This is a genomic window from Candidatus Neomarinimicrobiota bacterium (assembly GCA_022573815.1).
In the GTDB taxonomy this organism is placed as follows: domain Bacteria; phylum Fidelibacterota; class SORT01; order SORT01; family SORT01; genus JACZTG01.
Genome location: JACZTG010000020.1, coordinates 13,993 through 40,415, shown reverse-complemented (window position 1 = coordinate 40,415; position 26,423 = coordinate 13,993). Strand labels below are relative to the sequence as shown.

The following is a 26,423-nucleotide window of genomic DNA, read 5'->3' as shown; positions in this document are numbered from 1 at the left end:
ATATCGATGCGCCGGGAGTCGGCGAAACTATCGGCAAATTTGCGGTGATTAAATGACATTCTCCGGACGAAATCAGCAACGGATATTCAGCCGAATATCTTCAGCAATTGGTAACCTGTCTCGTATTTTCATCTTTTTAGGAATATTAACCATATCATACCCTCTCTTTGGGCAGCCTCTCGGCAACGTTTCAAAGGTGGCGACCACGGCTGCGGCATTTTTAGAAATAGGCGTTGGTTCCAGGGCTACCGGAATGGGAGGTGCGTTTGTAGCCGTTGCCGATGATGCTACTGCGCTATATTGGAATTCTGCCGGAATAGCGCGCCTGAAGAAAAGCGATATGATTTTTATTCACACGGAGTGGATTGCCGGAATCAATTATAATTATTTAGGAACTGCGATTCCAATGGGCAATGCAGGTGTTTTAGGGATCAGCATTACTTCGTTGAGCACAGAAGAAATGATGGTACGAACGGTTGATAAGCCCGAAGGAACAGGCGAAAGATTTAGTGTAGGCGACCTGGCTATAGGCGTTGCCTTTGCAAGGAATCTCACGGATAAGTTCTCGATCGGGATTAATACCAAGTATATTCGACAAAATATCTGGAATATGAGCGCTACCGGATTTGCTCTTGACCTCGGGACTCTCTTTACCACACAATTTAACGGTATGAAGATCGGAATGAGCATTTCGAATTTTGGCGGTAAGTTACAAATGCTCGGCAAGGATACGTTTATCAATTTTGATTTAGCGCCTTCTCAAGATGGAAGTAATGACCGAATTCCAGCAAATCTAAAGACGGATACTTTTCCATTGCCTCTTATTTCGCGGGTCGGTTTAGCGATGGATATTGTCGATGGCGAGCTTAATAAAGTGACACTCGCAGTGGATGCTGCTCATCCTAACGACAACTCGGAGTATATGAATTTAGGAATGGAATATTCCTATGATGGGCGTTTATTTTTAAGGGGTGGTTATAAAAATCTCTTTCTGAATGACAGCGAAGAAAACTTAACTTTAGGTGCAGGGATTGTATATAATATTAATAACTCTGTAATCATTAAGTTCGACTATAGCTATCAGGAATTTGGAAGATTGATAAACACTCAAAGCTTCTCAATAGCCTTTGAATTTTAAGGTAAAATCCAAACAAAGACAAACTAAGGAGATAGTACCATTAAATTAGAACGTTTTATCGGCAATCCCATTTTAGAACCGAGAGGGGATGATTGGGAGTTTGTGGCTGTTTTCAATCCGTCAGCAGTCTATAAAGACGGCAAAATACACCTTTATTATCGCGCAGTGGGAGATTATTTCCCATACACTTCAAATCTTGGATATGCGGTATTTGATGAAGATTTAAATTTAGTTGAGCGACAATCGGAACCTGTGATGATTCCGGATGCAAAAATGTGGGAGAGGTCGTTAGAAGACCCAAGGGTCACTGAAATCGACGGAGATTTTTATCTGACGTATATTGTGACACCAACCCCAAATCCTCCCGGTGCGGTACGACATCGGTTGGGCCTTTCGATGCCAAAATTTAGCGCGCATCCCAGAACCGCCTTAGCTAAGATCAAAAATTTCAGGGAGTTTGAGCGCTACGGAATCATCACCCCGTATGGCGCTGATGAACGCGATGTCGTATTATTCCCAGAAAAAATTAACGGAAAATATGCTTTCTTCGATCGACCGGCTAACTGGGTAGGAGAAAAATACGGAACTTCAGGTCCGTCTATCTGGTATGCCACCACCGATAGCCTTGACCAGAAGATAACAAATCATAAGCTTGTAATGAAGGCGGAAGCAGAGTGGGAGGGAAATAAGCTGGGGGCCGGACCTCCTCCCATAAAAACGGAATCCGGCTGGCTTTTGATTTATCATGGCGTTGATAATAATAAAGTTTACAGGGCTGGAGCTGCGTTATTGGATTTGAAAGAGCCATGGAATGTGCTGGCCCGTACGCGGGAACCCATTTTAGAACCGATTGAAGATTTTGAATTATATGGTGATGTTCCCAATGTGGTATTTCCGGAAGGAATGGTTGTCGTTGACAAATCGCTCATAGTTTTTTATGGCGCCGCGGACAAAGTTTGTTGCGCTGCTTCGGTTAACTTGGATGAATTTATCGAAGACTTACTTTCGGAGGGGAAAATATCGTAAAACTTAAACGTTATTCAGGGAATCCAATTTTGAAACCTGTAAAGAAGAATAAATGGGAATGTGGCGCGGTCTTTAACTGTGCCGCGGTTTATGACGGTGAGAAGACCCATTTGCTTTACCGCGCTATCGGTGAATATGACATCTATATTTCTTCGTTAGGACATGCAGTAAGTACAGACGGTTTTAGTTTTCAGAGCCATGATCAGCCGGTATTCGAACCTCAGGAGGAATATGAACGGTTCGGCTGTGAAGACCCAAGGATAACTCGGATAGACGGTAAATATCATATTACATATACTGCTCTTTCAAATCGCGCATGGTCAGGCTCCGGCAACAGAGTTGCCCTTGCCACTACGACTGACTTTCGTAATTTTGAGAGGCTTGGCATAATTCTGCCGGATATGGAAAATAAAGATGCAGTTATCTTCCCGGAAAAAGTAAATGGAAAATACGTCATATATCACAGAACCATGCCTGACATATGGATAGGATATTCAGACGATCTTATTGAGTGGACCGGCCATAAAAAAGTTATGGAGCCGCGAAAGGGACTGTGGGATTGTGAAAAGATAGGTGCAGGCGCGCCTCCGATAAAGACTGATAAAGGATGGCTTTTATTTTATCACGGTGTGGATAAGGATAGGTTCTATAGACTCGGGATAGCGCTATTTGATTTAGAGGATCCGGCAAAGTTAATTGCGAGGCAGGAGGAACCGATTCTTGAACCCGAAGAGAAATGGGAATTGGAGGGGGATGTTCCTAAGGTTGTGTTCAATTGCGGGGTCGCGGAGATTGATGACACCTATTATGTTTATTATGGTGGCGCTGATACGGTTATAGGCGTCGCGACAGTTGGCAAGCAAGAAGTTTTGGATTTTTTATAGTCTTTATTTCCGGACACTGATTATAAGAATTATCATAATTTGAGGGACATCCCGAAATAGATGATCAATAGTTTATCATTCGGAGTTATTTCAATAGCGCTATGCGCTATGTTTGTGTCCTGCGGTTCAGAAGAAAAAGATGCCGGTTCCAACGGCATTGAGTATTGGACAGCGCCGAGCTTAGAGATGTCGAAATTTGAAAAAGTGATAGTAGAAAAATGGAACTCCACCCACGAAGATACTCAGATAGATTGGAAAACCATACCTGCCGGTATTACCTCTGAAGAAGTAATTCTCACGGCGATTGCCACCAGAACCGGTCCGGATGTCATTTCAAACATCTTCGGAGGGTTTGCCGCCCAGCTTGCCAATGCGGGCGTAATCGTCGCACTGGACACGTTACCCGGTTTCTGGGATGTTGTGGAAATGCGAAAAATGACGAATATCGTCCGGAACAACTGGTTTTATAAAGGACATGTTTATGTGATGCCGAGCTATACAAATCCTGTGATGGTCTTGTATAACGAAGAAATGCTCGATAAATTCGGAATCACCGAACTTCCGAGAACTTATAGTGAGTTTTTTGCATTGCTGGAGAAGGTATGTATTCCTAACAAGGTTTATGGATTGACGGTTGACGTTTCTTCAAAGTGGTACAGCAGGTGGTTCGATTATCTAACCCTTTACGCCAGCGCATCAGGAGGTGAACCGTTCATTGATATAGATGAAAACGAGGCATTTCTTGACACCAAATATGGGAATGCGGTTACCGAGTTCTATTTTAGATTGTTTGATGAAGGATACGCGCCTCGATTTGAAATACAGGACGGATTTGAAAAAGGAGTTTTCTTTGCTTCCATAAAGGGTACAGGAAGTACGGTAAGAATAAAAAAATTATACCCTGACCTGAAATATAAGATAGCCCCGTTATTGGTACCTGATTATTACCCGGAGGATGCGCCTATCTATACACTTGCTGATTCTAAAGGTATGGCGATCTTTGAATCCTCAAATAATAAGGATAAGGCTTGGGAATTCATGAAATGGTATTTCAGCGGAGAACATGATTCCCTCTGGATAGATTTGACCAACTATCTTCCCGCGCGGGAAGACTTGACAACTAATCCCGTATTTACAACCTATTTTGATGAAAATCCTAAAGCAAAGTTATATGCGGATAATCTGGACTTTTCAGTTTCTCATGTGATGACGGCAAAAACTATTGAAATTCAGACGATTCTCAACAGGGAATTATGGCAGCCGATAATTTTCGGCGTTAAATCACCGGCGCAAGCATCGAAAGATGCGAATACGGCTATTCAGAGGATACTCGAATCGGGACCTCGGATTTTTCATAAATAATAAAATGACGATATTTCCGGATAAGAATTGAATAAAATAGCAGGTATTGGGCTTGTTGCCCCATACATTATTCACACGGTTATTTTTTGGCTGTATCCTTTTCTGTGGGGTTTGGTCATTGCTTTTAAAAGATGGAATATCATTTCTCCCGAAAAAGAGTTCGTCGGCTTAAGTAATTTCATTGGTGTTTTCTATGATCCCTTATTCTGGATATCTTTTAAAAATTCCCTTTATTTTATGGTAGTATATGTCCCGCTGTCTATTATCTCTGCCCTCGTAGTGGCATTGTTACTCAGCCGGATTAAAGTATTACAATCATTCTTTGCCACCGGATATTTGATGTCCTATATCTCGGCAGGCGTCGCTTATTCCATTATCTTTAGACTTCTATTCTCCGGTGATGGACTTATAAATACATGGCTGAGCAAAATAAATATATCTATTCCGTGGTTCTCTGACCCGAATATTGCAATGGCTTCCATCGCGCTAATCGTCGTTTGGAAGTTTTTGGGTTACTATAGTCTGATTTTTTTGGCTGGATTACAGGCAATACCGAAATCTCTGTATGAAGCGGCATCAATTGATGGGGCGAGCGACTGGGTACAATTTTTCAGGATCACCGTTCCGCTTCTTAACCCTTCCTTTACCATTGTTCTGGTTTTTGCCATTATGTTGTCTTTCAATATATTTACAGAACCTTATATGATCACAGGTGGCGGACCGCTTGACAGTACTCAGACTTTTGTTATGCAAATCTATCATCAAACGTTCACTGCGCTGCACGCCGGCTATGGATCCAGCTTCGCAATTATTATTGCTGCCATCAGTTTCATATTTGTCTTTGTAATAAAGAAAACAGTGGAAAGGGACGTAATATGATCGCAATCCAAGAAATGAAAAGTAAAAAGCGATCACGAGTAATCGGACTGTCTATTGTTTATACTCTTCTCGTATTAGGATTAATCATTATGGTTTTCCCCTACGTCTGGATGATTCTGGCTTCATTCAAGATCCCATCAGAAATCTATAATAGATTTTTCCCTTCACGCTTCACTTTGCAAAATTATGATTTGATGTTTTCAGCCGGAGAAAGCGGTTTCAACAATCCATTCATAAGGTCAGTTTTCAACAGCTTAATTATATCCTCGATAGCCACGTTTTCTGTTGTTTTTATTGGTTCTATTACCGGTTACGCGCTGGCTCGTTTACGGTTTAGAGGGCGGGATTTTTTGAATCATTTTGTACTGTTCCAAATGCTTTTTCCGGCAATTTTGTTTTTAATCCCGCGATTTCTGCTGATGTTGGAATTAGGCTGGATAAATACATACCAGGGAATGTTTTCTCCATTTATGGTAAGCGCCTGGGCAATTTTTCTTTATGTACAATTTTATAAGACTATTCCGCAGGAGTTGATTGATGCAGCCAGAATAGATGGTTGTTCGGAACTGAGGATAGTTTTTTCCGTGATGCTTCCCTTATCTAAATCGGTCACCGCAATCGTAGCAATCTTCACTTTCATGAGCACTTGGGATGAATTCATGTGGTATATTATTGTCACTAAGGATTATGATTTGATGCCTTTGAGCGCGTTATTAGGTCTTTATACAAGAGGCGAATATAGTTCTTATCCGGGTATCCAAACTGCCGGCGCCGTTCTATTAACTGTGCCGATTCTGATTTTATTCTTTTTCTTCCGGAAATCCTTTTCCAAAGGGATTGCCATGTCCGGGATAAAAGGATAATGGTTGGTAATATTTGGATAGGAGATTTATTCGGCAATATAAATAGGCATGATTATTCAACAGATTCAATTGTCAGTTCGAAGCTTGATTCAAATTATAATAATAATGTTATAAATGTTATTACAAAAGATAGGGACGGCACTTGTTCGTAACTTCCGGATTTTTTGAGAAATTGAAATAACAGCGGCTATTAGAGCTGAATAACTTCAGATCAGAGAACATAATACTTGCCTAATTCTCTGAATACTGCTATATATAAAACAAGGCTTTAAATAGGTGGCATTATATAATAAAGACTATATCGTATATATCAGAAACGGGGGAATGTAAGAAAGGTCATATTGGTAAATTCAGACGAGGATTATACAACTTTTGATAATTCAATGCGTAATGAAAAATAAATGGAGGAGATGATGAAAAAAATATTCTTATTAGGTTTGATATTCAGTGTTATTTCGTGTGGAGGCTCAAAACATAGATCCGGCAGTACCGAGGAATTTACGAAGGAACCTAAGATGCCTTCGTTTATATTGACTCCGCCTTCAAGCCCGGACAGTCTTTTTGGAGTTGGCTTTGCCAAAAAACAAAATCCTATGCTCGCAAAGAAGGCCGCTACTTTAAGAGCTCGTGATGAAATTTCCCAAAGCATAAGACTGCAAGTTGAAACTCTTATGAGAGATTTTATGTCAGAAAGCGGAATCGGCGAGAATGCTCAAGCGATAGAGTACACCGAAAACGTCAGCAATCAGGTAACTGCAAATACCTTGGAGGGTTCTATCATATTAAAAACTTATATGACGGAAGATGGAACCTGGTACGTTCTTGTGGGATACGCAAAAGATTCGTACAGAAACGCTACTTTGGAAGCCGCTAAAAAAGAAGAAGCGCTTTTCAATGAATTCAAGGCAGAGCAAGGATTTGACAGGCTTCAAGAAGCAATTAGGAATATGAAATAACTCCATATAGAATTATTTCAAATAAATATTCCTTTTACACGTTCTTCTGCTATCGTTTCACTGAAGCGGGTGAAATTATTGAATAAAATTAAACTATCTCTAATGAATAGTTTGCTTATACTTTTCATTATGTCGGCTTTCGGCTGTAGCAGTAATTATTCTAATTCAATAGCAGATAATAAGCCCGCTTGGGTAAGAAATCCTCCGCGTTCATCAGACTATTATATCGGCATCGGTATCGCAAATTATACCGGAAATATTGAAGAGGATTTGCGGAGAGCAACAGAAAACGCTCATAATAATCTTGCTGCTTCTTTGAGAGTTCAGATTGAAAGCAGCACAGAAAATATAGTAACAGAGAGCAGCGAAATTTCAACAGATATAATGAACTATCACGTTAAAAGCAGCGTTGATATGGTTCTTGAAGACGTTGAAATTGTCGATACATGGACTAAGAAAGCGAAAAAAGAAGGGTATTGGGTTTATGTTCGATTATCCAAACGGCTATTAAGAGAAAAAGCGCGAATCAAAAAGGAGAATGCGAAGAATTTAGCGAAATCGAATTATCAAAGGGGAAACGAATCGTTATCAGCCGGTATGATAGGCTCTGCGTTAAGTTCGTTTATTGAAGGCTACGCTAATATTATTGAATATCTGAATGAGCCCTTAAAAGTGAATTATGACGGTCAGCCAATAGTTTTAAGCAACGCATTAACGCAGAGTATCGAAGAAGTATTGCACGGATTAAAGTTGACTAAGTTAAATGATGCAGTTATTGAGGGTCAATTTCAGCGGTCGCTTTCGACTCCGTTAAAAGTTATTTTGGATTATGAAGGTACGAATATGTCACCTTCAACTTCAGGAATTCCGGTGGCATTTCAACCGGTTGATATAAAAATGGACTTGCAAACCGCCGTCATTGCCAGGAATGATAATATAGCTCGGTCAACTGTGTACAGACTTACCGATGAAAAGGATGTACAGTATGTGATTGCAAAAATAGATTTAGGAAAAATTGTCAGCGGTTCGACGGAAGATAAAGAATTAGAAAATATTATATTGAAATCTTTAAGCAATCTCCCAAATCCTTCAGTTACTTTCAAGATAGATGTAGCCAATATTCTAATGACTGACACTTATGAATTTGGCAGCAATGTTCCAAAGGATGCCGTTAATATCATAAAAGAATCAGTTCGTGACGGATTGACGAAAAGTCTCGGAATAGCTTTTACGGATAATTCTGCCAGGAGCAATTTCAGTTTGGAGGTCAAAGGGATATCAGAATCACTGCCTGCTAATGAATATGGAATTTATTTTTCTTATATAAGCTATACTTTCACCTTAAAAGATAATCAAAAAAATGAAGTTATTTTCAGCAATGTAATGAATCGTGTCAAAGGCGCCGGATTAAGCGAGAGTTTGGCTCTGAACAAAGCCATTATGAACGGCACGACCAAGTTTAAAAAAGAATTGCTGAAAGAACTCACATCCGTGATCGAAAAGCTGTAGTTCCGGTGGCCGCCTATGCTTAAAAGACTGATTGGATTAGTGATATTCACGCTAATTATTTCCCCCTTATCATATGCTGAATTGAAAGCGCAAGCAGAAGAAAATGTAGAACTCAAAAGCCCTGAAAAGGTAAAAATACTTATTCTACCGGCTAAAATAGGTAAGTTTGGAGAGCATTCGATAGAAGAAGAGATAACGGGATATATTGCTGATATAGCAACAAACCTTGGTAGATTTGAGGTTATAGACCGGAATAACATTGAATCTATTGTGAAAGAGCAGAAACTTCAGCTGAGCGGCCTGATTAATGAATCAATGATAACAGAAATCGGTAATATCTCAGCGGCGCAAGATGGTATATTAGTAACTATATCTCATTTTTCGCAAAAGGGAGTGCCTAAGAAAGATAATGATAATGATGATAGCGATGAGGATGACGACCATTCAATCATAGGCTCAATATTTGGAGGCATTGTCAGAGCAATTGTCAGTCATGAAGATCATGGGAAAGAGCAATATCCCAATAACATTCAAACCTCATTAACGGTTAATATAAATAAAATAGATATAGAAACAGGTATTACCCAACAATCAGTCACCATAAGCGTGAGTCATACCGGTGGCAACAGAGGAAAATCTAAGAATAAGACAATAAATAAATTTAAGAGAAGAGCCGTCATAGAGATGAAAAACTTTTATCTATTAACAGCCGGCGTTGAAGTTTTACCGGATGGTAGGATATTTATTCCCGCCGGATACGAGATTGGAGTTAAAAAAGGTACATTATTCGAGATTATCAGTGAAACGAAGAACCTGAACGTAAGAGGTAAGACCTATACTTTTGAGGGGGAAAGAGTGGCTTTTGTTGAAGCGTCTGAGCTTCTTGATGAAGGTAACCTGGCTAAACCTATAAAAGTTTGGAAACCGATAAAATCAGGGTACAAAGCGATTGAGTTTCATCGCCCCATAATTGCCAGCGCTTTTTATTTCACACAATTCAATACAGGCACCTGGGCATTGAATATAGTACCTGAATTTCTACCGTTTAACAGGATGTCAGGGCGACTTGGTATTAGGTTTATAAGAGGAAAAGATTCAAGGGATGAGGTAGATAACGGTATTGGCGTTGATATCGGACCGAGTCTGAAAATTATCAATAAAAGATTATTTTCGGTAAGAATTTTTGGGGGATTCGGCGGTTTGTTCTTTTTCAAAAGGGATGATGCAGGCGCATTAGTCAACTCAGCTTCTGTTTCTTCGATATTAGGCTTAAATATTGATTATTTCAAATCCGGCGGCAGAGACTTATCATTTGAATTAGGTTATAGGTTTGATTCCGGCTCGAGCAGCTGGAATAATCTTGGTGAAGAGGATGAACCCGATTATGAAGCTGTCTGGATCGGTAATACACCGGAGATTGATATATCCGGTTTTTATATCTCTGTGGGATACAAATTTACAAGTCTGAAAAATTACTTTTAAAAACATCAGAAAAACATTTTTTCTCCATATTTATGCTCGCAGTTGTGAAACAACTCTAACCATATTTCGTATATTAAAAAACCAATATCTAATTTTATAGGATTTAAGAAAGATAATAATCGTTTACAGAAGTGAATTAGAAACCGTGAATATTAAAGTAAAATTGTTGACTTTAGGTTCATTTCATTCATATTATTTTCAGCGCTTTTTTTATACGAGAACTTGAATCATTATTTTATAGTACGGCTGACGCAAATATTGATAATATCAGGTTGGAGTAAACGGAATGAACACGAAAATATTTACCTATAAAGGATTAAACGAATGCAAACAAATAAACTCAGGAGATGGAGTAATGTTAAGGATATTTACTTTTTTGCTGTTTTCATTGATTCTAATAAGCAGCTGCGCGACAGGAGGCTCAAAGATGGAATCTCATGATTCGGGAGCGGCGCTGTCGTCAGGAATCGATGAATCAAATTTTGATACAACCGTGCGGCCACAAGATGATATTTATCAATATGTAAACGGTACATGGCTAGCGAATAATGATATTCCCGCTGATAAATCAAGCTATAGCTCTTTTACCGAGCTAAGTGATTTGAGCGAGGAACGGGTGAAAGCAATAATTGACGAAGCAGCAACGGGTATGGGCGAACAAAACCCCGAATTGAAGAAGATTGGAGACCTCTACAATAGTTTCATGAATACTACATTGATAGAGGAGCTTGGGACAACACCTTTGGATGCTGAGTTGGCTTATATCCAAAAAGTATCCAGCTATGATGATCTGATAGGATTATTCGTCCATTATCAGAAAGTTGGTGTAAAAATGCCATTCGGCTTATTTGTAGATCAAGATTCTAAAGAGACCACACGATATACTCTGTTTGCTACTCAAAGGGGTCTTGGACTACCCGACAGGGATTATTATCTAAAGGAAGATGCCCGATTCAAGAATATTAGAACTAAATATGTTGAACATCTTAGAAAGGTTTTCACTTTCGCAGGACAGAGCGACCCGGAAACCAAAGCTGCCACTGTCATGAAAATGGAAACAGCTCTTGCCGAACCGCAGTGGACTCCGGTTCAAAATCGGGATAGAGATAAAACATATAATAAGTACTATATTGACGGATTGAACGATATTACTCCTAATTTTGATTGGAAAGCCCTTTTTGCCGGTTTAGAAGTTGAGGAAACTCAGGATATCATAGTCAGGCAGCCAAGTTATCTTAAAGCTTTTAATGATCTGTGGAAGAAATTTACCGTTGAAGATTGGAAAATATATTTCACATGGCATCTTTATGATGCGTTCGCCGATCAGCTACCATCAGATTTTGTTGATGCGAACTTTGATATATACAGCAAAACACTGCGTGGAGTTGAAGAAATTCGACCTCGTTGGAAAAGAGGTGTGAGTGCGGTTAATAATATTCTCGGTGAAGCGGTTGGGAAAATCTATGTTGAGAAACATTTCAAACCTGAAGCCAAAACGAGAATGAAAGAGTTGGTGCATAATCTTGAAGTGGCGTTAGAGGAACGAATTAGCGAATTGGAATGGATGGGACCCGAGACCAAAAAGCAAGCGCTTACCAAGCTGGCTAAATTCAATTCCAAGATTGGTTATCCGGACGATTGGAGAGACTATTCTGCTCTCGAAATCAAAGACGACGACCTTCTCGGCAATTACATTAGATACAATGAATTTGAACATAATCGGGCGATGGCAAAATTATCAGGTCCTATCGACCGGAAGGAATGGTTCATGACACCTCAAACGGTAAATGCTTATTATAATCCGCCTATGAATGAAATAGTGTTTCCGGCAGCTATTTTGCAGCCGCCGTTTTTCAATATGGAGGCTGATGATGCTGTAAATTACGGTGGGATAGGCGCTGTAATAGGACATGAGTTCAGCCACGGTTTTGACGATCAAGGAAGAAAGTCCGATGGCGACGGCAACCTCAAGGAGTGGTGGACCGAAGAGGACGAAACCAAATTTAATGAACGTGCGCAGGTGATGGTAGAGCAGTTTAATGGTTTCACACCTTACGATTCCGTTAATGTAAACGGCGAACTCACTCTTGGAGAGAACATAGGTGATCTGGCTGGGCTTACCATCGCATTTCGAGCTTATAATAACTCGCTGAATGGAAAAGAAGCGCCAATAATAGACGGATTTACGGGTGAGCAACGATTTTTTATGGGTTGGGCTCAGGTCTGGAGACGGAACGTGCGTGAAAAGAGAGCGCGTCAATTAATTCTCATAGATCCGCACTCGCCAGGATTTTATCGTGTTAGCGGCACACTCCAAAATATGCCTGAATTTTATGAAGCGTTCGACGTAAAGGAAGGTGATAAGTTATTTGTGCCGGTAGAAGAGAGAGTTAAGATATGGTAATAAGTTAGCTAAAGTAATATATGTGCAACAAAGCCCCGATAGATTATCGGGGCTTTGTTATTAATTAATATCTTACATCATTGAAATAGTGTGTAGTCCCTATTATCTCTATATAAAGGTGGCAGTATATTGTCGATATGTTGCATTTCTTGTCAAATAGTTAAGTTTTAAGATAATAAAAATGTATATAAATAGATTATTTTTAATATTTCTCCTTTTGATCCTCTCATCGAAAATAACTGTAATGTATAATTATTCCGTCGTCATCGTTATAGATTTAATACTGAATTAGTTATCAATCGGTAGTTCATCCTGCCAAGTTAATACAAAATGGCACATAAATTGCAATACAATAATTATTATAATATAGAAACTCCGCAAGGAATATAAATGAATAAAATGCTTACCGGTATAGTGCTAAATTATGGAATCAGCTATCTGAGGAGCCGTCTAAACCTGAAATTCAATAATGAGGGCAGCTATGCTTTCGTTCAAGTTCAGGATGCGCGGATTTTTGGATCTGAGACCAATACACTTGATGACGGAAGCGCGGATGCCACTGATTACCATCAGGCATACTTTAATGTCTCAGACGTATTCACACAAAGGGCCTTGATATTAGGATTGGCAGGCAGGAATCAGCGTATGCTAATCAACCGCTCATGGGTTCTGTGGGCCGGCATAATATCGATCGCTCCTTTAAAATATCTAAAACAATTTTGATATTAAAGTTTTTTGTAGGTAGCCGATAAAATTAGAAATAGAGGTGATTAACGATAAAAAATTAATGGAGGGGTAGATTGGAAAGAAATCATTTAATAAAAATAGGTATAAGTCTTTTACTTTCACTTATGCTAACGATACCAGGTTTGCTGATAGCAGCCGACTCTGATGAAGAAAAAAAAGAAGAAAGCTCCGAGCAAGTCAAAACTGATTGGCATAATATATCTCCAAATCTAAAAATTGGCGGGTCCCTAAGAGTAAGGGCAGAAGACAAGAACAGTTTCAATTTTGTTGACAGCAATCAGGATTATATGCTGACCCAGTTAAGATTGAATATTTCTTGGAAAGCCTCAGAAAATGTTAAAATATTTTTAGAAGGACAGGATGCGCGTGTAATGGGAGAAGAAATTACCGCTATTCCAAGTATCAATCGGGACGCCACACCAAATATATTTGCAGATCAATTTGATCTCCATCAAGGATTTGTGGACGTTAATTTTTCCGCAAACAGAACACCGGTTAAGATTAGAGCAGGAAGGCAGAAATTCAACCTCGGAACGCAACGGCTCGTTGCATCATTGGAATGGGTAAATACAGCGCGTGTATGGGACGGGGTACGAGTAACCGTAGGCAATGCGAAGAGCAGAAATTTAGATATTATAGCTTCTCGTTTAGTCCCTGTCTCGCCTAATCGCATCAATGATTACTCAAGGACCAAAAGTCGATACTTTAACAGTCAGTTTCATATTCTATATTATACCGATAAAATAACCATTCCGAATACTCAGTGGGAAAGTTACTTGATGTTAAGACGTGAAAGCCAAATTGATGACAATGTTTATACTTTTGGAACACGGTTTACTACTGTTAAAGATTCATGGTTATTCGAAGGGGAAGCAGCAGCTCAAAGTGGAACTTATAGCGGTTTTACCCATAAAGCTTTTATGGCTCATATTGGCACTGAATATAAAACCGGTGTGTTTAATAATGCGAAAGTTGGCACCGCCTATAATTTCGGCAGCGGAGATGGTGTACCTAATGATCAAACCCATTCTACGTTTGATAATTTATACCCTCTAAATCACGCCTATTACGGATATATGGATTTATTTTCTCTTCAGAATATTCATAATTTTGAAGTGACATTTAAAAATAATCCTCTTCCTAAATTAGGCTTAAGAGTCGCATACCAGGGGTTTTGGCTTCACCGGGCAAGTAATGATGCATGGTATAATGCCGGCTCGGCTGCCATGAGAAATGCAAACGGAGCCGATGTTAGTTCTTATGTCGGAAGTGAAATCGATATAACGGTAAAGTACCCGTTTTATAATAAAAGAATTGTCGGCGTAGTTGGAGTAAGTCAATTTTTCAAAGGCGCATATGTAGATGATGTAGTTTCTGCATCGGAAAATGACGCCAGCTTTTATTTCGTGCAAACAAAAATAAAATTTTAAAACAATAAGGAGTAATAAGATGAGCACAAAATTAAAACTAATCGCTGCAGCAGGGCTTATATTTACACAGATATATTTCATCGGCAGTGCCGGCGGAGCGATAAATAGGAATGTAACGCCTACGGATGTCTATTATCTTGTGAAGAGTGTAGATGAGTCTTTAATGAAAGATAACGGGTTGAGTTCGCAATTCAATAAGCAGCCGCTTTCATTAAACGTTAATCCACGGAATGTTTACCAAAAAATAGCTAACGTAATTGCTGAATTTAATACTCTTTATCCGAAATCAATATCCACAAAGCTGGTTAGCAGTAAGGTCGGCAAAGTCGGAAATAACCCTCTTGCGTCTGATGTATATGATTTGGTTTCAATGATGAAAGATGCCCTTAATAAGAATAATTCTTTCAGTACGACAACTGATGCTATTAGTCCAAAAAAACCAAGTGACGTTTTTCAGCTACTACGGCAGTTATCCGCTCATATTAGCGAGGCATCGGATAAAAAAGGATTAAATGTAAATTCGCTTTGGTCGGCTGGTCGTGTATATGAAGCGAATTATTTGGTTTTTTTAGCGGGAGTGCAAAAGTTAGCCAATGATCACGGTGTTGAATATTCCAAATACAATCATCCCGTCTCGGCTGAAAGCGGGAAAAAGCCGAAAGATGTGTTTTCAAAGATAACTTCAGCACATAATTCATTATCAAACTATTACGTGAAGATTACCGATAGAAGCTATACTCCCGTTGTGCTTGAGGACATAGCCGATAAACAAAATATAACACCTATTGACGTTTTTGATCTTGTTCAAATAGCCACCGGTGAGCTAAAATATATAGCGGGTAAAATCCAACTCAGCAGAACGGAGAAGTTCAAATACAGTTCATGGGTTAAAAATACCAAAGTGCTGCCGGGACATGTTTATGTTTTAGTGAGTTATATAGAAAGTATAACTCAAACTTTATAAACTGTGGGATTAACTTTGGTATAAATGGGAGAAAGGAGCAATGATTAAGAAATTATTAAGAAACACTACTGTGAGAATTAAAATTCTGGTTGTTTTTTCAACGATATTCGTTGTAGGGTTTGTTCTCAATTTTTATGTATCAAGTAAGCAAATGAAAAAAGACGCCATTGAAAACGCTGCCTCTAACGGAAGATCCATGACTACGGCATTAGTACAGGTTCGCGAAAACAGCGCAAAACTGTTTGAAGAAGATTTTTACAATTGGGATGATCTATTCAGCGATCCGGAAAAGTTATTACAAGCAGTACCTGTAGTTAGAGCTTTTGCGGTCGGAAATGGGCTGGTTGAGGGTACAGAACTTAAATTCAGGGTTCCGGCATTTGATGCGAGAAATCCGAAGAATGATCCTACTGCGTTTGAAGCTGAAATGCTCAGAAAAATTGAATCTGAAAATTTAGAAGAGTATTGGGAAATCAACGAAGCAACCAACGAACTTCATTTTATGAGTTCAGTGATAATAGATGACGCCTGCTTGATGTGTCACGGTACGATAGAACAAAGTGTCACCGGTACTACCACAGATCCGGTAGGATTCCAGATGGAAGGATGGAAAGTAGGCGATAGACATGGCGCATTTGAATTCATTATGCCGCTATCAGGTGTCGATAAGGCAGTAGCCAGCGCTGCACTAACCAGTGGAAGTATAATATTCGGGATAATCGTTGTAGGAATTGCTACTCTAATATTTCTACTAAATGTTGTATTTACCAAACCGATTAATTCAATGATTGAAGGAATGGAGAGGTTAGCGGATAATGATTTTAGTACGGATGTTAATTTGGATACCAAGGACGAATTTGGAATTATGGCAGCTGCCTTTAATAAAGCTACAAATTCAATACGGGAGCTTTTGTTTCAGGTTCGAGCAAATGTTGGGCAGGTAGCATCCGCAGCCACAGAAATCGCCTCCGCCGCAGAGCAATCTTCCGCCGGAGCAGGTGAACAGGAAGCACAAGCGGGAGAAGTATCCGCTTCTATGGAAGAGATGGCGGCAACCATAGTGGAATCGTCACAGAACGCAGCATCGGCAACTGAATCAGCGCGTAAAGCCGCTGAAGTAGCAGGTGAAGGTGGGAAAATCGTTCAGGAGACGATAGAAGGGATGCAGAGAATAGCGGAAACGGTAAAAGCATCCGCAGCCACCATCGGTGAATTGGGTAAACGATCAGATGAGATCGGTGAGATCATCGGGGTTATTGACGATATAGCGGATCAGACCAATCTACTTGCGCTAAACGCGGCTATAGAAGCGGCGCGCGCCGGCGAGCAGGGGAGAGGATTCGCGGTTGTAGCCGATGAAGTCCGCAAGCTTGCCGAACGAACCACAAAGGCAACAGCTGAGATAGCAGCAATGATCAAGGGTATCCAGGAGGATACAAGCGGCGCTGTCACCTCAATGGAAGAGGGAACCGCTCAGGTTGAAACCGGTACCGAACTTGCCATAAAGGCAGGGGATTCCCTCAGCAGTATTGTGAGTGTGGTAAATGAGGTTCAGAATATGATCGAGCAGATAGCTACGGCATCGGATGAGCAATCGGCGACTGCCGAGCAGATTTCCGGTAATGTAGGTAACATCGTTTCGGTGACCAAGCAGAGCGCTCAGGGCGCAGAGCAGATGGCAACCACAGCTGAAGAGCTCAATAGGAATACCGATGTGCTTAGCGAGCTTGTAAGTAAGTTCAAGCTCGAAGCGACAACCGAATCACATACCGGTGGTTCCCATAAAGAATAGAGAAGGAGTGAGTTCATGACCGAATCTACACAAAGCACAAACGATTCTAATTCAAAAACGACTGACTTACTCCAGCTCGTAGGGTTTCAGCTCGATGATGAGGAGTATGGAATCGATATCCTCAAGGTTCAGGAAATAAACAGGATTACCGAGATAACGAAAATCCCTCAGTCTCCGGACTTTGTGGAAGGCGTTATCAATCTGCGCGGGAATGTCATACCGATAATCGACCTTAGGAAGAGGTTCAATATGCCGCACAAGGAATACGATAAACAGACCCGCATCGTAGTGGGAGAGATTGGTGACAGAACTGTAGGGTTTATAGTTGACGCAGTATCTGAAATCATCCGCCTTCCTGCCGACAAAATCGAACCGGCTCCGAATATTTCAGCGGACGATAAGGCGGAGTATATCCTCGGGGTAGGTAAGTTGGATGACAAATTGCTAATGCTGCTTGATATTGACAAAATCCTTTCAGGTTCTGAAAAGGATAAGTTATTTGAGGCAGCTGAAGATTAAGAAATATCAGAATAAAATGATTAAGGAGTCTCTATACTGTTGGAGACTCCTTATTTATTAATGATATTTTGTGCCATTAATTTTAATAATTATCCAATTTTTAATTTAGAGTGAATTTAACTAATTGAAGATAACCGGAAGAATGTAAGGCAAATAAATGCATAAGAAGTTAATGACGACAATTTCTATTTTTATCTGTGAATAAGGAAAAGATTGTAGAGTGAAAGCAGCTTTCAAACCTCAATCTCCAACCTGTCTTTTTCATCAGATTCGAAATCATCCCATTCTGTAGGGTATGTAATTATCACGTTTGACATTTCTTCTTCTTTTTCTTCTATTCATCCAGTTTTTGCCTTACTGTTATTATCGTCATACAACAGATTAAGTTCAGCTAATATGGAATATTTAATAAATATCATATAATCGTTGTCTATAATTCGATTAAACTAAACCATTGCTCATAAAACTTATTGATTTAACAGAAATTTATATTACTCACTAAAGTTCTTAATGATGCTGCCGATGTTATTGTACAAATTGCGTAATAGCTGTTTAATTGATAAGCGAGGCAATATTGAAATTAAACTTCCAACGGGTTACATTTTAATCTATATAGAATTTAATAATTAATTAGAAAGACAATAATTATGAAAAATGAAGAGGAAATTAGAACATCTCTCAAAATGCACCGGGAAGCACTTTCCTTTACTAAAGAACAATTCAAAAATAGATTGAAAGAGTTATCAGAATCCGCAGAAATAGAAGTAAATCCCGAGGATGATGCGATAGTAGATCGACTGTTCAAGGAAATGCTGCATATTGAAAGAGCAATTATCCGAGAATTGGAGTGGATACTAAATGAGGAGCTACAACAATCGGATGAATGGGTATCTTCTATTCTTGATAATCTTTAGCTGCCGGCTGCCGTAAAATATAATACTACTAAGGCTATTGAGCCTACAATCGTCCAAAATACCGTTGCAGTAAGTGTAATTTCCTTTTCTTTCGTTTGAATATCAAACCACCACGACTTGACATCAGCAATCATTGTAGAATCATCTGATATTTCGGAAAATTCTATAACAAGCGAACGAGCTTCTGCTGTGTGTTCTACGCCCTTGGAAGCCATTATTTTTTCATGAAATATTTGTATAGAATTGTATAGAGCTGTTTCTGTTTCGGGGCAACCGGGATAATACTTTCTTTGCTTGAAATAAAAAGATAATGCGGCAATATAATCATCGTTGGCTTGATAATCTCTTCCAGCAGTTAGATAATAATCGTTGCAGTTAAGACGTTCTTGCGCATATATCTCTGATGAAGTAATCGCAAAGAGAATTATGAAAATGAAAATGTGTTTCAACTTCTACTGTCGTATAAATTCATGATATGCAGAGAATCTATGAGCAGCTTATCCGAATTTCAAAGCGAATTATTATTCTACTATAATATTATTTCGTTATATTTAATATTACCCAATTACCTGTTTTTAAAATATATCTCTAATCAGGTATGCGACACACAGCAAGTTTATAAACGCTTTATCGATTCTTCTCATAGTATTATTCTCCTTTGTACTATTATCGGTTCGCTGAAATAAATCATTAGAGAAAAACGTATATAATTGCACGCTGCTTAACTTCGCCTTGCCACTTATAGCGCAATAGAATAAATTCTGATGGAACAAGATATAATAAATATGCGACGATAATGAACAGAACAGCATTCTATATAATGATATTGGTTGAAACATTTCTGCACAGCAGTTCGTTTATTTATGGTCAGGACAATGCCGGAGTAAAAGCATATGCAATAGCTTCAATGGTAGATGTATATGAAAAGACCTATAGAGGCTTCGATATTGTGGCTGAGTTACAATACGGTGAAGAGATAGAGATACTCGCCGAAAAGGATGAATGGGCATATATTTTATATGCTGATAAATATAAAGGTTGGACGAGATTGAAAAATCTGTCGCTTACAGAGCCTCCCGAGATAATTGATTTATTCTCTAAAGTTTTAAGTAGCCACTCAAAATGGTTTCCTCCTCCTTTTAAAGTCATTGGATGGGAGGAATCAAGGCGTTGGGTAGGAAATAATTTTACGGTAGAAGGTAATATCGAACGGATTGTACTTACCCCAAAATATTATTATTTCTATATGGACCCTGTAGGAGAGAAATTTCGCGCTGTCATCTCCGTGAAAGACGCGGATGAATTTCCTTATCCGTTAGATAGTTTCTTCCTTTACCGTCAGGTCAGGGTCAGCGGATTACTAAAATATACTTTTCATGGCGCAGAAATGGTTCTTATTTATCCAAATCAAATCGACAGAGCCTATAGTTCGGCTCCGAAAACTGAATGATCATATGATTAAAAGCACAAAGAGAGAAAGAGATAGGCACAAAAACATTGGATTGGTTGAATTGTTAAAAGAAGAATATACCCTCACCGAAAATAATTGGGAGCTCATTGAAGAAGCTACTTTATACGAAAATGATTGGGCTTTAATAGGCGATTTATTTTACCGGCGCGGCCTGGAACAAAGAATGCTGGTGTTTTTTGATGAATTAAAGGAATATTCTATGCAACCGTTCAGAGAAAATCAAAAATTTAATTTGTCCGATAAGTATCCTTTAGAATATCTTATCGCATTAGTTACCGGCTGTCTTGAAACTCCAAGTAAACTTGGCGGCTGTGACCATAGCTGCGGTTCAAACTAAAAATAGACTTGAATACTTGAACTTAATAATTTTCATTTCTCTCACATTAGGTATCATTGGACTATTTTCAAGGGTAATGACCGATAAAGAAGATCGGCTATATGTAGTTTTGACATTCGCCTCAACAATTTTAATCGGCAACGGAATAGTTTTGATGATGTTTGATAATATAATGAGGGGACTATTCGTCTTAGCTCTTATTATCGTTTTAGCCATTATCTCAAAAGGATTAGAAGATGACAAGCGCTATATCCGGAAAATCTATAAGGAAGTTGAGGATCTGCGGGCAAAAAATCCTCAAAAGAGTGATAGAGAGATAATGGAAGATCTGTTTAATTTACGATTCCCGAAAATCGGTATATCTGTGAGAAAGGAAATTATGAATGATAGCGAAGATTTCGAGGAGATGCTTTTAAAAACTATTGAGTTTAATTCATCAGGCAAAATAAGTAAATCTCTTACAATTAATGAGTTGGAAATGGACGACGATGCATCTTAGCGGTATACGATTACTGATACCTATAGCGCTGATTATTTCGTTTATTGGATTGCAATGGTCGCTTTATTCACGATTACAAAATTTCATCAAGGAATTTGGAATTGAATCGTCTGAAGAAAAACGTTTTATATTATTAGCGAGAATCTTTTTCGTATATTTGATTTCTGCTGCATTGTTTACATTATTATTCGGGTTCGATTCAAACGGTTCCGTGGTAATAAAATATTTCCTGTTTTATCCGCTAATAATTTGGATAGTATCCTCAATATCAATGTTTTTATTTCTAATTCTCAGAGATCTGCTGCAATTAACAGTTAAATTTGGAAGGAGGTTATTTAATTATCTTAAGAAATCAGAAAATGAACCGGAACTGATTTCTTCCGAGCGTCGAAAATTTCTCCAAACCGGTTCCATTGTCTCAATCGGCTTAGTGGCAGCTCCCATAACTACATTCGGATATGCTGCGATCATAGCTAAAAGCAAACCTGTATTGAACAAAGTCTCGCTGAAAATACCCGGATTACCTGTAGGTTTAAAGGGACTGAAAATAGCGCAGGTCAGCGACCTTCATGTAAATCAATTTATTGGTCAGTACGATATGGAACAGCTGACGGGAAATATCTCTAAAGAGAAGCCCGATATAATTGTTATCACAGGTGATTTCGTTTCGAATTCGGTTAAATATATTCCGGTCGCCGCCTTAGGATTGAAGCGGATAAATGCCCCCTATGGAGTTTACGGATGTCTCGGGAATCATGATTATTATACCGGCGCAAAAGAAGTCAGAAAACAAATGGAATCAATCGGGATAAATATACTTCTGAATTCCTCTGAGGAGATTGTCATTCGGGGTGAAAAATTATCCATTGCCGGATTAGATGATCTTTGGGTTGGAAAGCCTGATTTCGATGCCGCTCTTGCTGACACAGAAAGTTCAGATATGGTGATTCTCTTGTCTCACAACCCGGATACATTTCCCGAAGCTGCAAATCGGAATGTAAACCTGACACTTTCAGGGCATACGCATGGAGGTCAGGTGGGAGTGAAATTGCTTGGAAATCATTACAGCTTTGTTAATCTTGTTACTCCCTATATTAAAGGGGAATTCAGTATCGGCAATTCAAAACTTTATGTAAACAGAGGAATTGGAACTGTGGGTCCGCCTATCAGATTAAATTCTACGCCGGAAATTACGATTTTTACGCTTGAAGACAGCGATATTTCAGTTTAGTTCTGTTCAGCCTTATCAATTACTAATAAAGTTAAGTAATTTCCGTTGTGATTATTGCATTATAAGTTGACAATCGCTAAGAGTAAGCTTTAAATTTAAGATAGTGGAATCAACTGTGATGCGGCAGATTATTGCTATATCACGTTATCAATTATCTACAAGGAGAGCATTAAGTGGGTTTTATCGGGGATTGGATAATATTTTCTTTCAAATTGTTGTTGTCTGCTCTCGTTAGCGGTGTAATGGGATGGCAGGCGCTAAAGGATGACAATTCAACTGATTTAAAGGCTTATGTATTGGCCGGAACACTGTCTTCTATGCTCGTTATGGCCTCAACCAAGTCAGGTAGCGATTCAAACGATTTTATGCTTGGTTTCGTTATAACAGGAATTCTCGTTGCGATAGCAATTTTATCCTCGAAGATGATTAATGCTCAATCCAATACGTCAGGGATCTTCTCCGGGATCAAATTATTATATTCCGCATCGCTTGGAATACTTGTGGGCGCAGGAGAAATAATAGAAGCGGTGATAGCGGCGATTCTTGGCTATATAGTGCTGAATCACTTGAACTTAGGAGCCACCTCATCGGATGAAGGGGGAAACTCAAAAGATGAGTAGATATTATTTATTTTTAATAGGTAGGAGTTAAAAATGTTTCTTAATATTTCTAAGAAAAAAGTGATTAGTTTGATGAAGGACACTCAATTCTATGAAGTCACGATTGATTTCGACATTTCTTCCGATGAATCTCTACTAACTAAGTATTTTGATGAGGATTTTATAATAGCACTTCATGTGAATGGCGCAAGAGAAAGAGGGCATACATTAACAGCAAGCAGACCTGCTACAAAAGTGCGACTGAATATCAAATCCAATGAGAGTACAATCTTACTGTTTGCGCATAAATCTGATGCGAATATTTTTATTGAGAGATTAAAAGAACAGGCTGGAAAAGTTTTGGAAATGCTTAGAAGTAAATCGGAAGAAACATCTGATTTTGATGAGGAATTAAACATAGAAATATAAGATAAACGAAAGTTTATTGAATAGGGGGTATTCTAATAGATTTGAAAATTGGTTTTGTATCTTATTTAGATGGTTATAAATAAAACAATAGCTTCACCATCCACGGCAACTATTCAACGCCTCTCAAATGCTTTTCATCATTCCACAGACGCGATAGTCCTCACAAATAAAGATGGTATAATTAAGGATATTAATCCGGCGTTTACCAAAATGTATGGATATTCATCCGATGAGGCTCTTGGAAAAACTAACAGAATTTTACGATCATCGGTGACTGAAGATAATATTTATGTCGAGATGTGGAATAGTCTATTAACCAAAAATCAGTGGAAAGGTGAACTTTTTAATAAAACAAAAGATGGTATTGAAATTCCCGTTTATGTATCGATTACGCCAATTTACGAAAGCGAGGAATTAACGGGATATATGGGTTTAACTATTGATTTATCCGAAAAATATCAGTTGGGCAAAGAGTTGGTTGTTGAGAAGCGTTTCTCTGAATCATTGCTCAACACGGTCAACAGTCTCGTCATATCGCTTGATACAGAGGGAAAAATCATCATATTTAATTCTTATTGCGAGTCATTTCTCGGCTATAAAGAAACAGAAGTCATCAATAAAAACTGGTTTGAACTATTTTCCGATAAGGAAAAAAGAAAAAATGATGAGGCTGTCTATAATAGCTTATTGCAATCGGGCGGCCCTCTACAATATGAAAACGAAATATTGACTAAATCAGGAGAAACGCGAACCATTTTGTGGAGTATCACCACACTGAAAGATGAAAATGGCAATATCAGCGGTGTGCTTGCAATTGGGCAGGATATGACAGAATTTCTTACACTACGTCAAAAAATAGGCAGGTCTGAACAATTGGCTGTGCTGGGTCAACTGGCGGCCGGAATCGCTCATGAGGTCGGAAATCCGCTCACTTCCATTTCCTCCCTTGTTCAGGTGCTGCAAAGACAATCCAAGGAGGGCGCTACTCGAGATAAGCTGGATTTGATTATAGGCCAAACAAGACGAATCACTCAAATCATAAGAGATTTAGTGGATTTTTCTCGACCATCAGATTTAGAAGAAGAACCTACCGACATTAACGCCCAAATTGAAAAAGCGGTAAGAATTGTTTTGATTGATGAAAAATCGAAAAATGTGGATTTTAAAATAGAACTGGCAGCTAAGTTATCGGAACCGGTGTTAATTGCCGACCAGTTGTTTCAGGTAATACTGAATTTAATCCTTAACTCTCTTGATGCCGTCAAAAACGGCGCAGGCGTGATTAAATTAAAATCCAAAGAAGTCAATAACAGTGTTATAATTGAGGTTATTGACGACGGAATCGGCGTTTCTTCCGATAAAATAGAACGGATATTTGAACCGTTTTTCACTACCAAAGAAGTTGGAAAGGGAACGGGTCTCGGACTTTGGGTAAGCAGAGGAATTATTAATTCTTTTGGCGGCAGCCTTAGTGTAAAATCCGAAGAGGGAAGCGAAACAACATTCACTGTTTCAATACCGCTTAGATCAAAAAGGAAAACTGCATGAACGAAAAAATATTAATTGTTGATGACGAAGAGATAATCAGGGATTCTCTTACATATATACTTAAAGAGGAAAAGTATGAAGTTGATGGAGCTATTAACGGAATAGATGCTTTGGAAAAGATAAGCGAGCATGATTATGATCTTGTGATAACTGATCTTAAGATGCCGAAAATGGGCGGTATTGAACTGCTCGAAGAAATATCGGCTAAGAACAGTGATATCTTTTCAATTGTTATTACCGCTTATGCTTCAATTGATTCCGCCGTTTCTGCTCTTAGAAGCGGCGCTTACGATTATCTGATAAAACCGCTGGATTTTAACGATGTGATACTGAAAGTGAAAAGACTTTTCGAGTATAAATCGCTTGCAAAAGAAAATCAGATATTAAGAAGGGAAGTAAATAAAAAATATGATTTTTCCAATATCATCGGTAAGTCCGAGGCTATGCAAAATGTTTATGACATAATCAAAAAAGTTTCCAATTCTGAAGGCACTGTGCTGATCACGGGAAAAACCGGCACAGGGAAAGAACTTGTCGCCAAAGCGATTCACTATAATGGACCAAGGAGTGGAAAGCCGCTCATAACGGTAAATTGTGGGGCAATAGTCGAGACGCTGATAGAATCGGAATTATTCGGTCATTTGAAAGGCTCCTTTACCGGTGCGGTGAAGGACAAAAAAGGTCTGTTTACGGCAGCTGATAAAGGAACGCTTTTTCTCGATGAAATTAGCGAAATGCCGATTCATCTTCAGGTTAAGCTATTAAGAGCATTGGAATCATTTGAAATTACCCCTGTGGGTGCAACAACTCCGATAAAATTGGATGTGCGAGTTATAGCCGCTACAAATAAGGATTTAGGAAAAGAGGTATCTGAAGGACGATTCAGGGAAGATTTATATTATCGGTTGAATGTGGTAGAAATTTGTTTGCCATCGCTCTCGCAAAGAGGTGATGATGTTAAACTTCTCGCAGATCATTTTATTGACAAATTTAATCACGAGATGGGAAAAAATATTCAGGGGATGGATAAATCCTATTTAGCAGCTCTTAAAAATCATCAATGGAAAGGCGAGGTAAGAGAGCTCGAAAATATAGTTGAAAGGGGGATGATTTTCGCAGAAGGGCAGAAATTAACCGTTGACGAGCTTCCGGATTCTGTGTTAGCTCATGGTGATCATTTTGATGAAACTACAACAGCAGAGTTAAGCTCGGCAGTTAATAATTTTGAAAAACAACACATCTATGAAGTGCTGAATCGAAACAAATGGGATAAGAAAATAACTTCGGAAGAGTTGGGTATTTCTCTTTCTTCATTATACAGGAAGATGGAGCAGTTTAATATAAATTCCCAAAGCTGATAATCGAAAGCGAACGCTTCTTATGAGTAGGAAGAATAAAATCTAAATTAAGCAAATTGAATAACAATCGTAATATGTTGTT

The 26,423-nt window shown here is 38.9% G+C and carries 25 protein-coding genes; 24 read left to right on the top strand and 1 reads right to left on the bottom strand.

What is annotated here, in order from left to right:
- Positions 1–52: 52 nt before the first annotated feature.
- The 16 genes from IIB39_08440 to IIB39_08365 all read left to right on the top strand — a co-directional run bounded on the left by IIB39_08440 (position 53) and on the right by IIB39_08365 (position 18,869).
- A complete protein-coding gene (locus tag IIB39_08440; GenBank protein ID MCH8928727.1) occupies positions 53–1,138 on the top strand; it encodes a PorV/PorQ family protein in 1,086 nt (361 codons plus the stop codon).
- Positions 1,139–1,240: 102 nt separating this feature from the next.
- Positions 1,241–2,164 (top strand): hypothetical protein, encoded by a 924-nt coding sequence (locus IIB39_08435; protein MCH8928726.1) that lies wholly within the window; start codon positions 1,241–1,243, stop codon positions 2,162–2,164.
- On the top strand, positions 2,158–3,048 hold the full coding sequence (locus IIB39_08430; GenBank protein ID MCH8928725.1) for a glycosidase: 891 nt from the start codon (positions 2,158–2,160) through the stop codon (positions 3,046–3,048). The genes IIB39_08435 and IIB39_08430 overlap by 7 nt, the downstream gene beginning before the upstream one ends.
- Before the next feature lie 60 nt (positions 3,049–3,108).
- On the top strand, positions 3,109–4,410 hold the full coding sequence (locus IIB39_08425; protein MCH8928724.1) for an extracellular solute-binding protein: 1,302 nt from the start codon (positions 3,109–3,111) through the stop codon (positions 4,408–4,410).
- Positions 4,411–4,437: 27 nt separating this feature from the next.
- On the top strand, positions 4,438–5,289 hold the full coding sequence (locus IIB39_08420) for a sugar ABC transporter permease (GenBank protein MCH8928723.1): 852 nt from the start codon (positions 4,438–4,440) through the stop codon (positions 5,287–5,289).
- 14 nt (positions 5,290–5,303) lie between these two features.
- A complete protein-coding gene (locus tag IIB39_08415; GenBank protein ID MCH8928722.1) occupies positions 5,304–6,152 on the top strand; it encodes a carbohydrate ABC transporter permease in 849 nt (282 codons plus the stop codon).
- A 410-nt stretch (positions 6,153–6,562) separates the two neighbouring features.
- The gene (locus tag IIB39_08410; protein MCH8928721.1) at positions 6,563–7,108 is read left to right on the top strand and encodes an LPP20 family lipoprotein; all 546 of its coding nucleotides are present in this window, start codon (positions 6,563–6,565) and stop codon (positions 7,106–7,108) included.
- 78 nt (positions 7,109–7,186) lie between these two features.
- Positions 7,187–8,617, top strand: coding sequence for an LPP20 family lipoprotein (locus IIB39_08405; GenBank protein ID MCH8928720.1), 1,431 nt, complete (start codon positions 7,187–7,189; stop codon positions 8,615–8,617).
- A 15-nt stretch (positions 8,618–8,632) separates the two neighbouring features.
- On the top strand, positions 8,633–10,099 hold the full coding sequence (locus tag IIB39_08400; protein ID MCH8928719.1) for a hypothetical protein: 1,467 nt from the start codon (positions 8,633–8,635) through the stop codon (positions 10,097–10,099).
- Between the two features lie 355 nt (positions 10,100–10,454).
- Positions 10,455–12,503 (top strand): hypothetical protein, encoded by a 2,049-nt coding sequence (locus IIB39_08395; GenBank protein ID MCH8928718.1) that lies wholly within the window; start codon positions 10,455–10,457, stop codon positions 12,501–12,503.
- Positions 12,504–12,893: 390 nt separating this feature from the next.
- Positions 12,894–13,226 (top strand): hypothetical protein, encoded by a 333-nt coding sequence (locus IIB39_08390; GenBank protein MCH8928717.1) that lies wholly within the window; start codon positions 12,894–12,896, stop codon positions 13,224–13,226.
- A gap of 77 nt (positions 13,227–13,303) precedes the next feature.
- Positions 13,304–14,680, top strand: coding sequence for an alginate export family protein (locus IIB39_08385; protein MCH8928716.1), 1,377 nt, complete (start codon positions 13,304–13,306; stop codon positions 14,678–14,680).
- Between the two features lie 19 nt (positions 14,681–14,699).
- On the top strand, positions 14,700–15,644 hold the full coding sequence (locus IIB39_08380) for a hypothetical protein (protein ID MCH8928715.1): 945 nt from the start codon (positions 14,700–14,702) through the stop codon (positions 15,642–15,644).
- Between the two features lie 40 nt (positions 15,645–15,684).
- Positions 15,685–17,436 (top strand): methyl-accepting chemotaxis protein, encoded by a 1,752-nt coding sequence (locus IIB39_08375; protein MCH8928714.1) that lies wholly within the window; start codon positions 15,685–15,687, stop codon positions 17,434–17,436.
- Between the two features lie 15 nt (positions 17,437–17,451).
- Positions 17,452–17,955, top strand: a complete 504-nt coding sequence (locus IIB39_08370) for a chemotaxis protein CheW (protein ID MCH8928713.1) — start codon at positions 17,452–17,454, stop codon at positions 17,953–17,955.
- Positions 17,956–18,602: 647 nt separating this feature from the next.
- Positions 18,603–18,869 (top strand): hypothetical protein, encoded by a 267-nt coding sequence (locus tag IIB39_08365; GenBank protein MCH8928712.1) that lies wholly within the window; start codon positions 18,603–18,605, stop codon positions 18,867–18,869.
- On the opposite strand, the gene IIB39_08360 is transcribed toward IIB39_08365, so the two are convergent.
- On the bottom strand, positions 18,866–19,318 hold the full coding sequence (locus tag IIB39_08360) for a hypothetical protein (protein MCH8928711.1): 453 nt from the start codon (positions 19,316–19,318) through the stop codon (positions 18,866–18,868). The genes IIB39_08365 and IIB39_08360 overlap by 4 nt on opposite strands.
- Positions 19,319–19,665: 347 nt before the next feature.
- Between IIB39_08360 and IIB39_08355 the strand changes: the two genes are divergently transcribed.
- The 8 genes from IIB39_08355 (at position 19,666) to IIB39_08320 (ending at position 26,341) form a co-directional block, all read left to right on the top strand.
- The gene (locus IIB39_08355; protein ID MCH8928710.1) at positions 19,666–20,319 is read left to right on the top strand and encodes an SH3 domain-containing protein; all 654 of its coding nucleotides are present in this window, start codon (positions 19,666–19,668) and stop codon (positions 20,317–20,319) included.
- Positions 20,320–20,323: 4 nt separating this feature from the next.
- Positions 20,324–20,677, top strand: coding sequence for a hypothetical protein (locus IIB39_08350; protein MCH8928709.1), 354 nt, complete (start codon positions 20,324–20,326; stop codon positions 20,675–20,677).
- Positions 20,625–21,176, top strand: coding sequence for a hypothetical protein (locus IIB39_08345; protein MCH8928708.1), 552 nt, complete (start codon positions 20,625–20,627; stop codon positions 21,174–21,176). The genes IIB39_08350 and IIB39_08345 overlap by 53 nt, the downstream gene beginning before the upstream one ends.
- Positions 21,166–22,407 carry a metallophosphoesterase gene (locus tag IIB39_08340; GenBank protein MCH8928707.1) on the top strand — a complete coding sequence of 414 codons (1,242 nt, stop codon included), beginning with the start codon at positions 21,166–21,168 and terminating at the stop codon, positions 22,405–22,407. The genes IIB39_08345 and IIB39_08340 overlap by 11 nt, the downstream gene beginning before the upstream one ends.
- Positions 22,408–22,580: 173 nt before the next feature.
- Complete coding sequence (locus IIB39_08335) at positions 22,581–23,027, top strand: MgtC/SapB family protein (GenBank protein MCH8928706.1); 447 nt, start codon at positions 22,581–22,583, stop codon at positions 23,025–23,027.
- Between the two features lie 33 nt (positions 23,028–23,060).
- Positions 23,061–23,435 (top strand): hypothetical protein, encoded by a 375-nt coding sequence (locus IIB39_08330; GenBank protein MCH8928705.1) that lies wholly within the window; start codon positions 23,061–23,063, stop codon positions 23,433–23,435.
- Between the two features lie 69 nt (positions 23,436–23,504).
- Positions 23,505–24,983, top strand: a complete 1,479-nt coding sequence (locus IIB39_08325; protein ID MCH8928704.1) for a PAS domain S-box protein — start codon at positions 23,505–23,507, stop codon at positions 24,981–24,983.
- Positions 24,980–26,341 (top strand): sigma-54-dependent Fis family transcriptional regulator, encoded by a 1,362-nt coding sequence (locus IIB39_08320; GenBank protein ID MCH8928703.1) that lies wholly within the window; start codon positions 24,980–24,982, stop codon positions 26,339–26,341. The genes IIB39_08325 and IIB39_08320 overlap by 4 nt, the downstream gene beginning before the upstream one ends.
- The last annotated feature ends 82 nt before the right edge of the window (positions 26,342–26,423 follow it).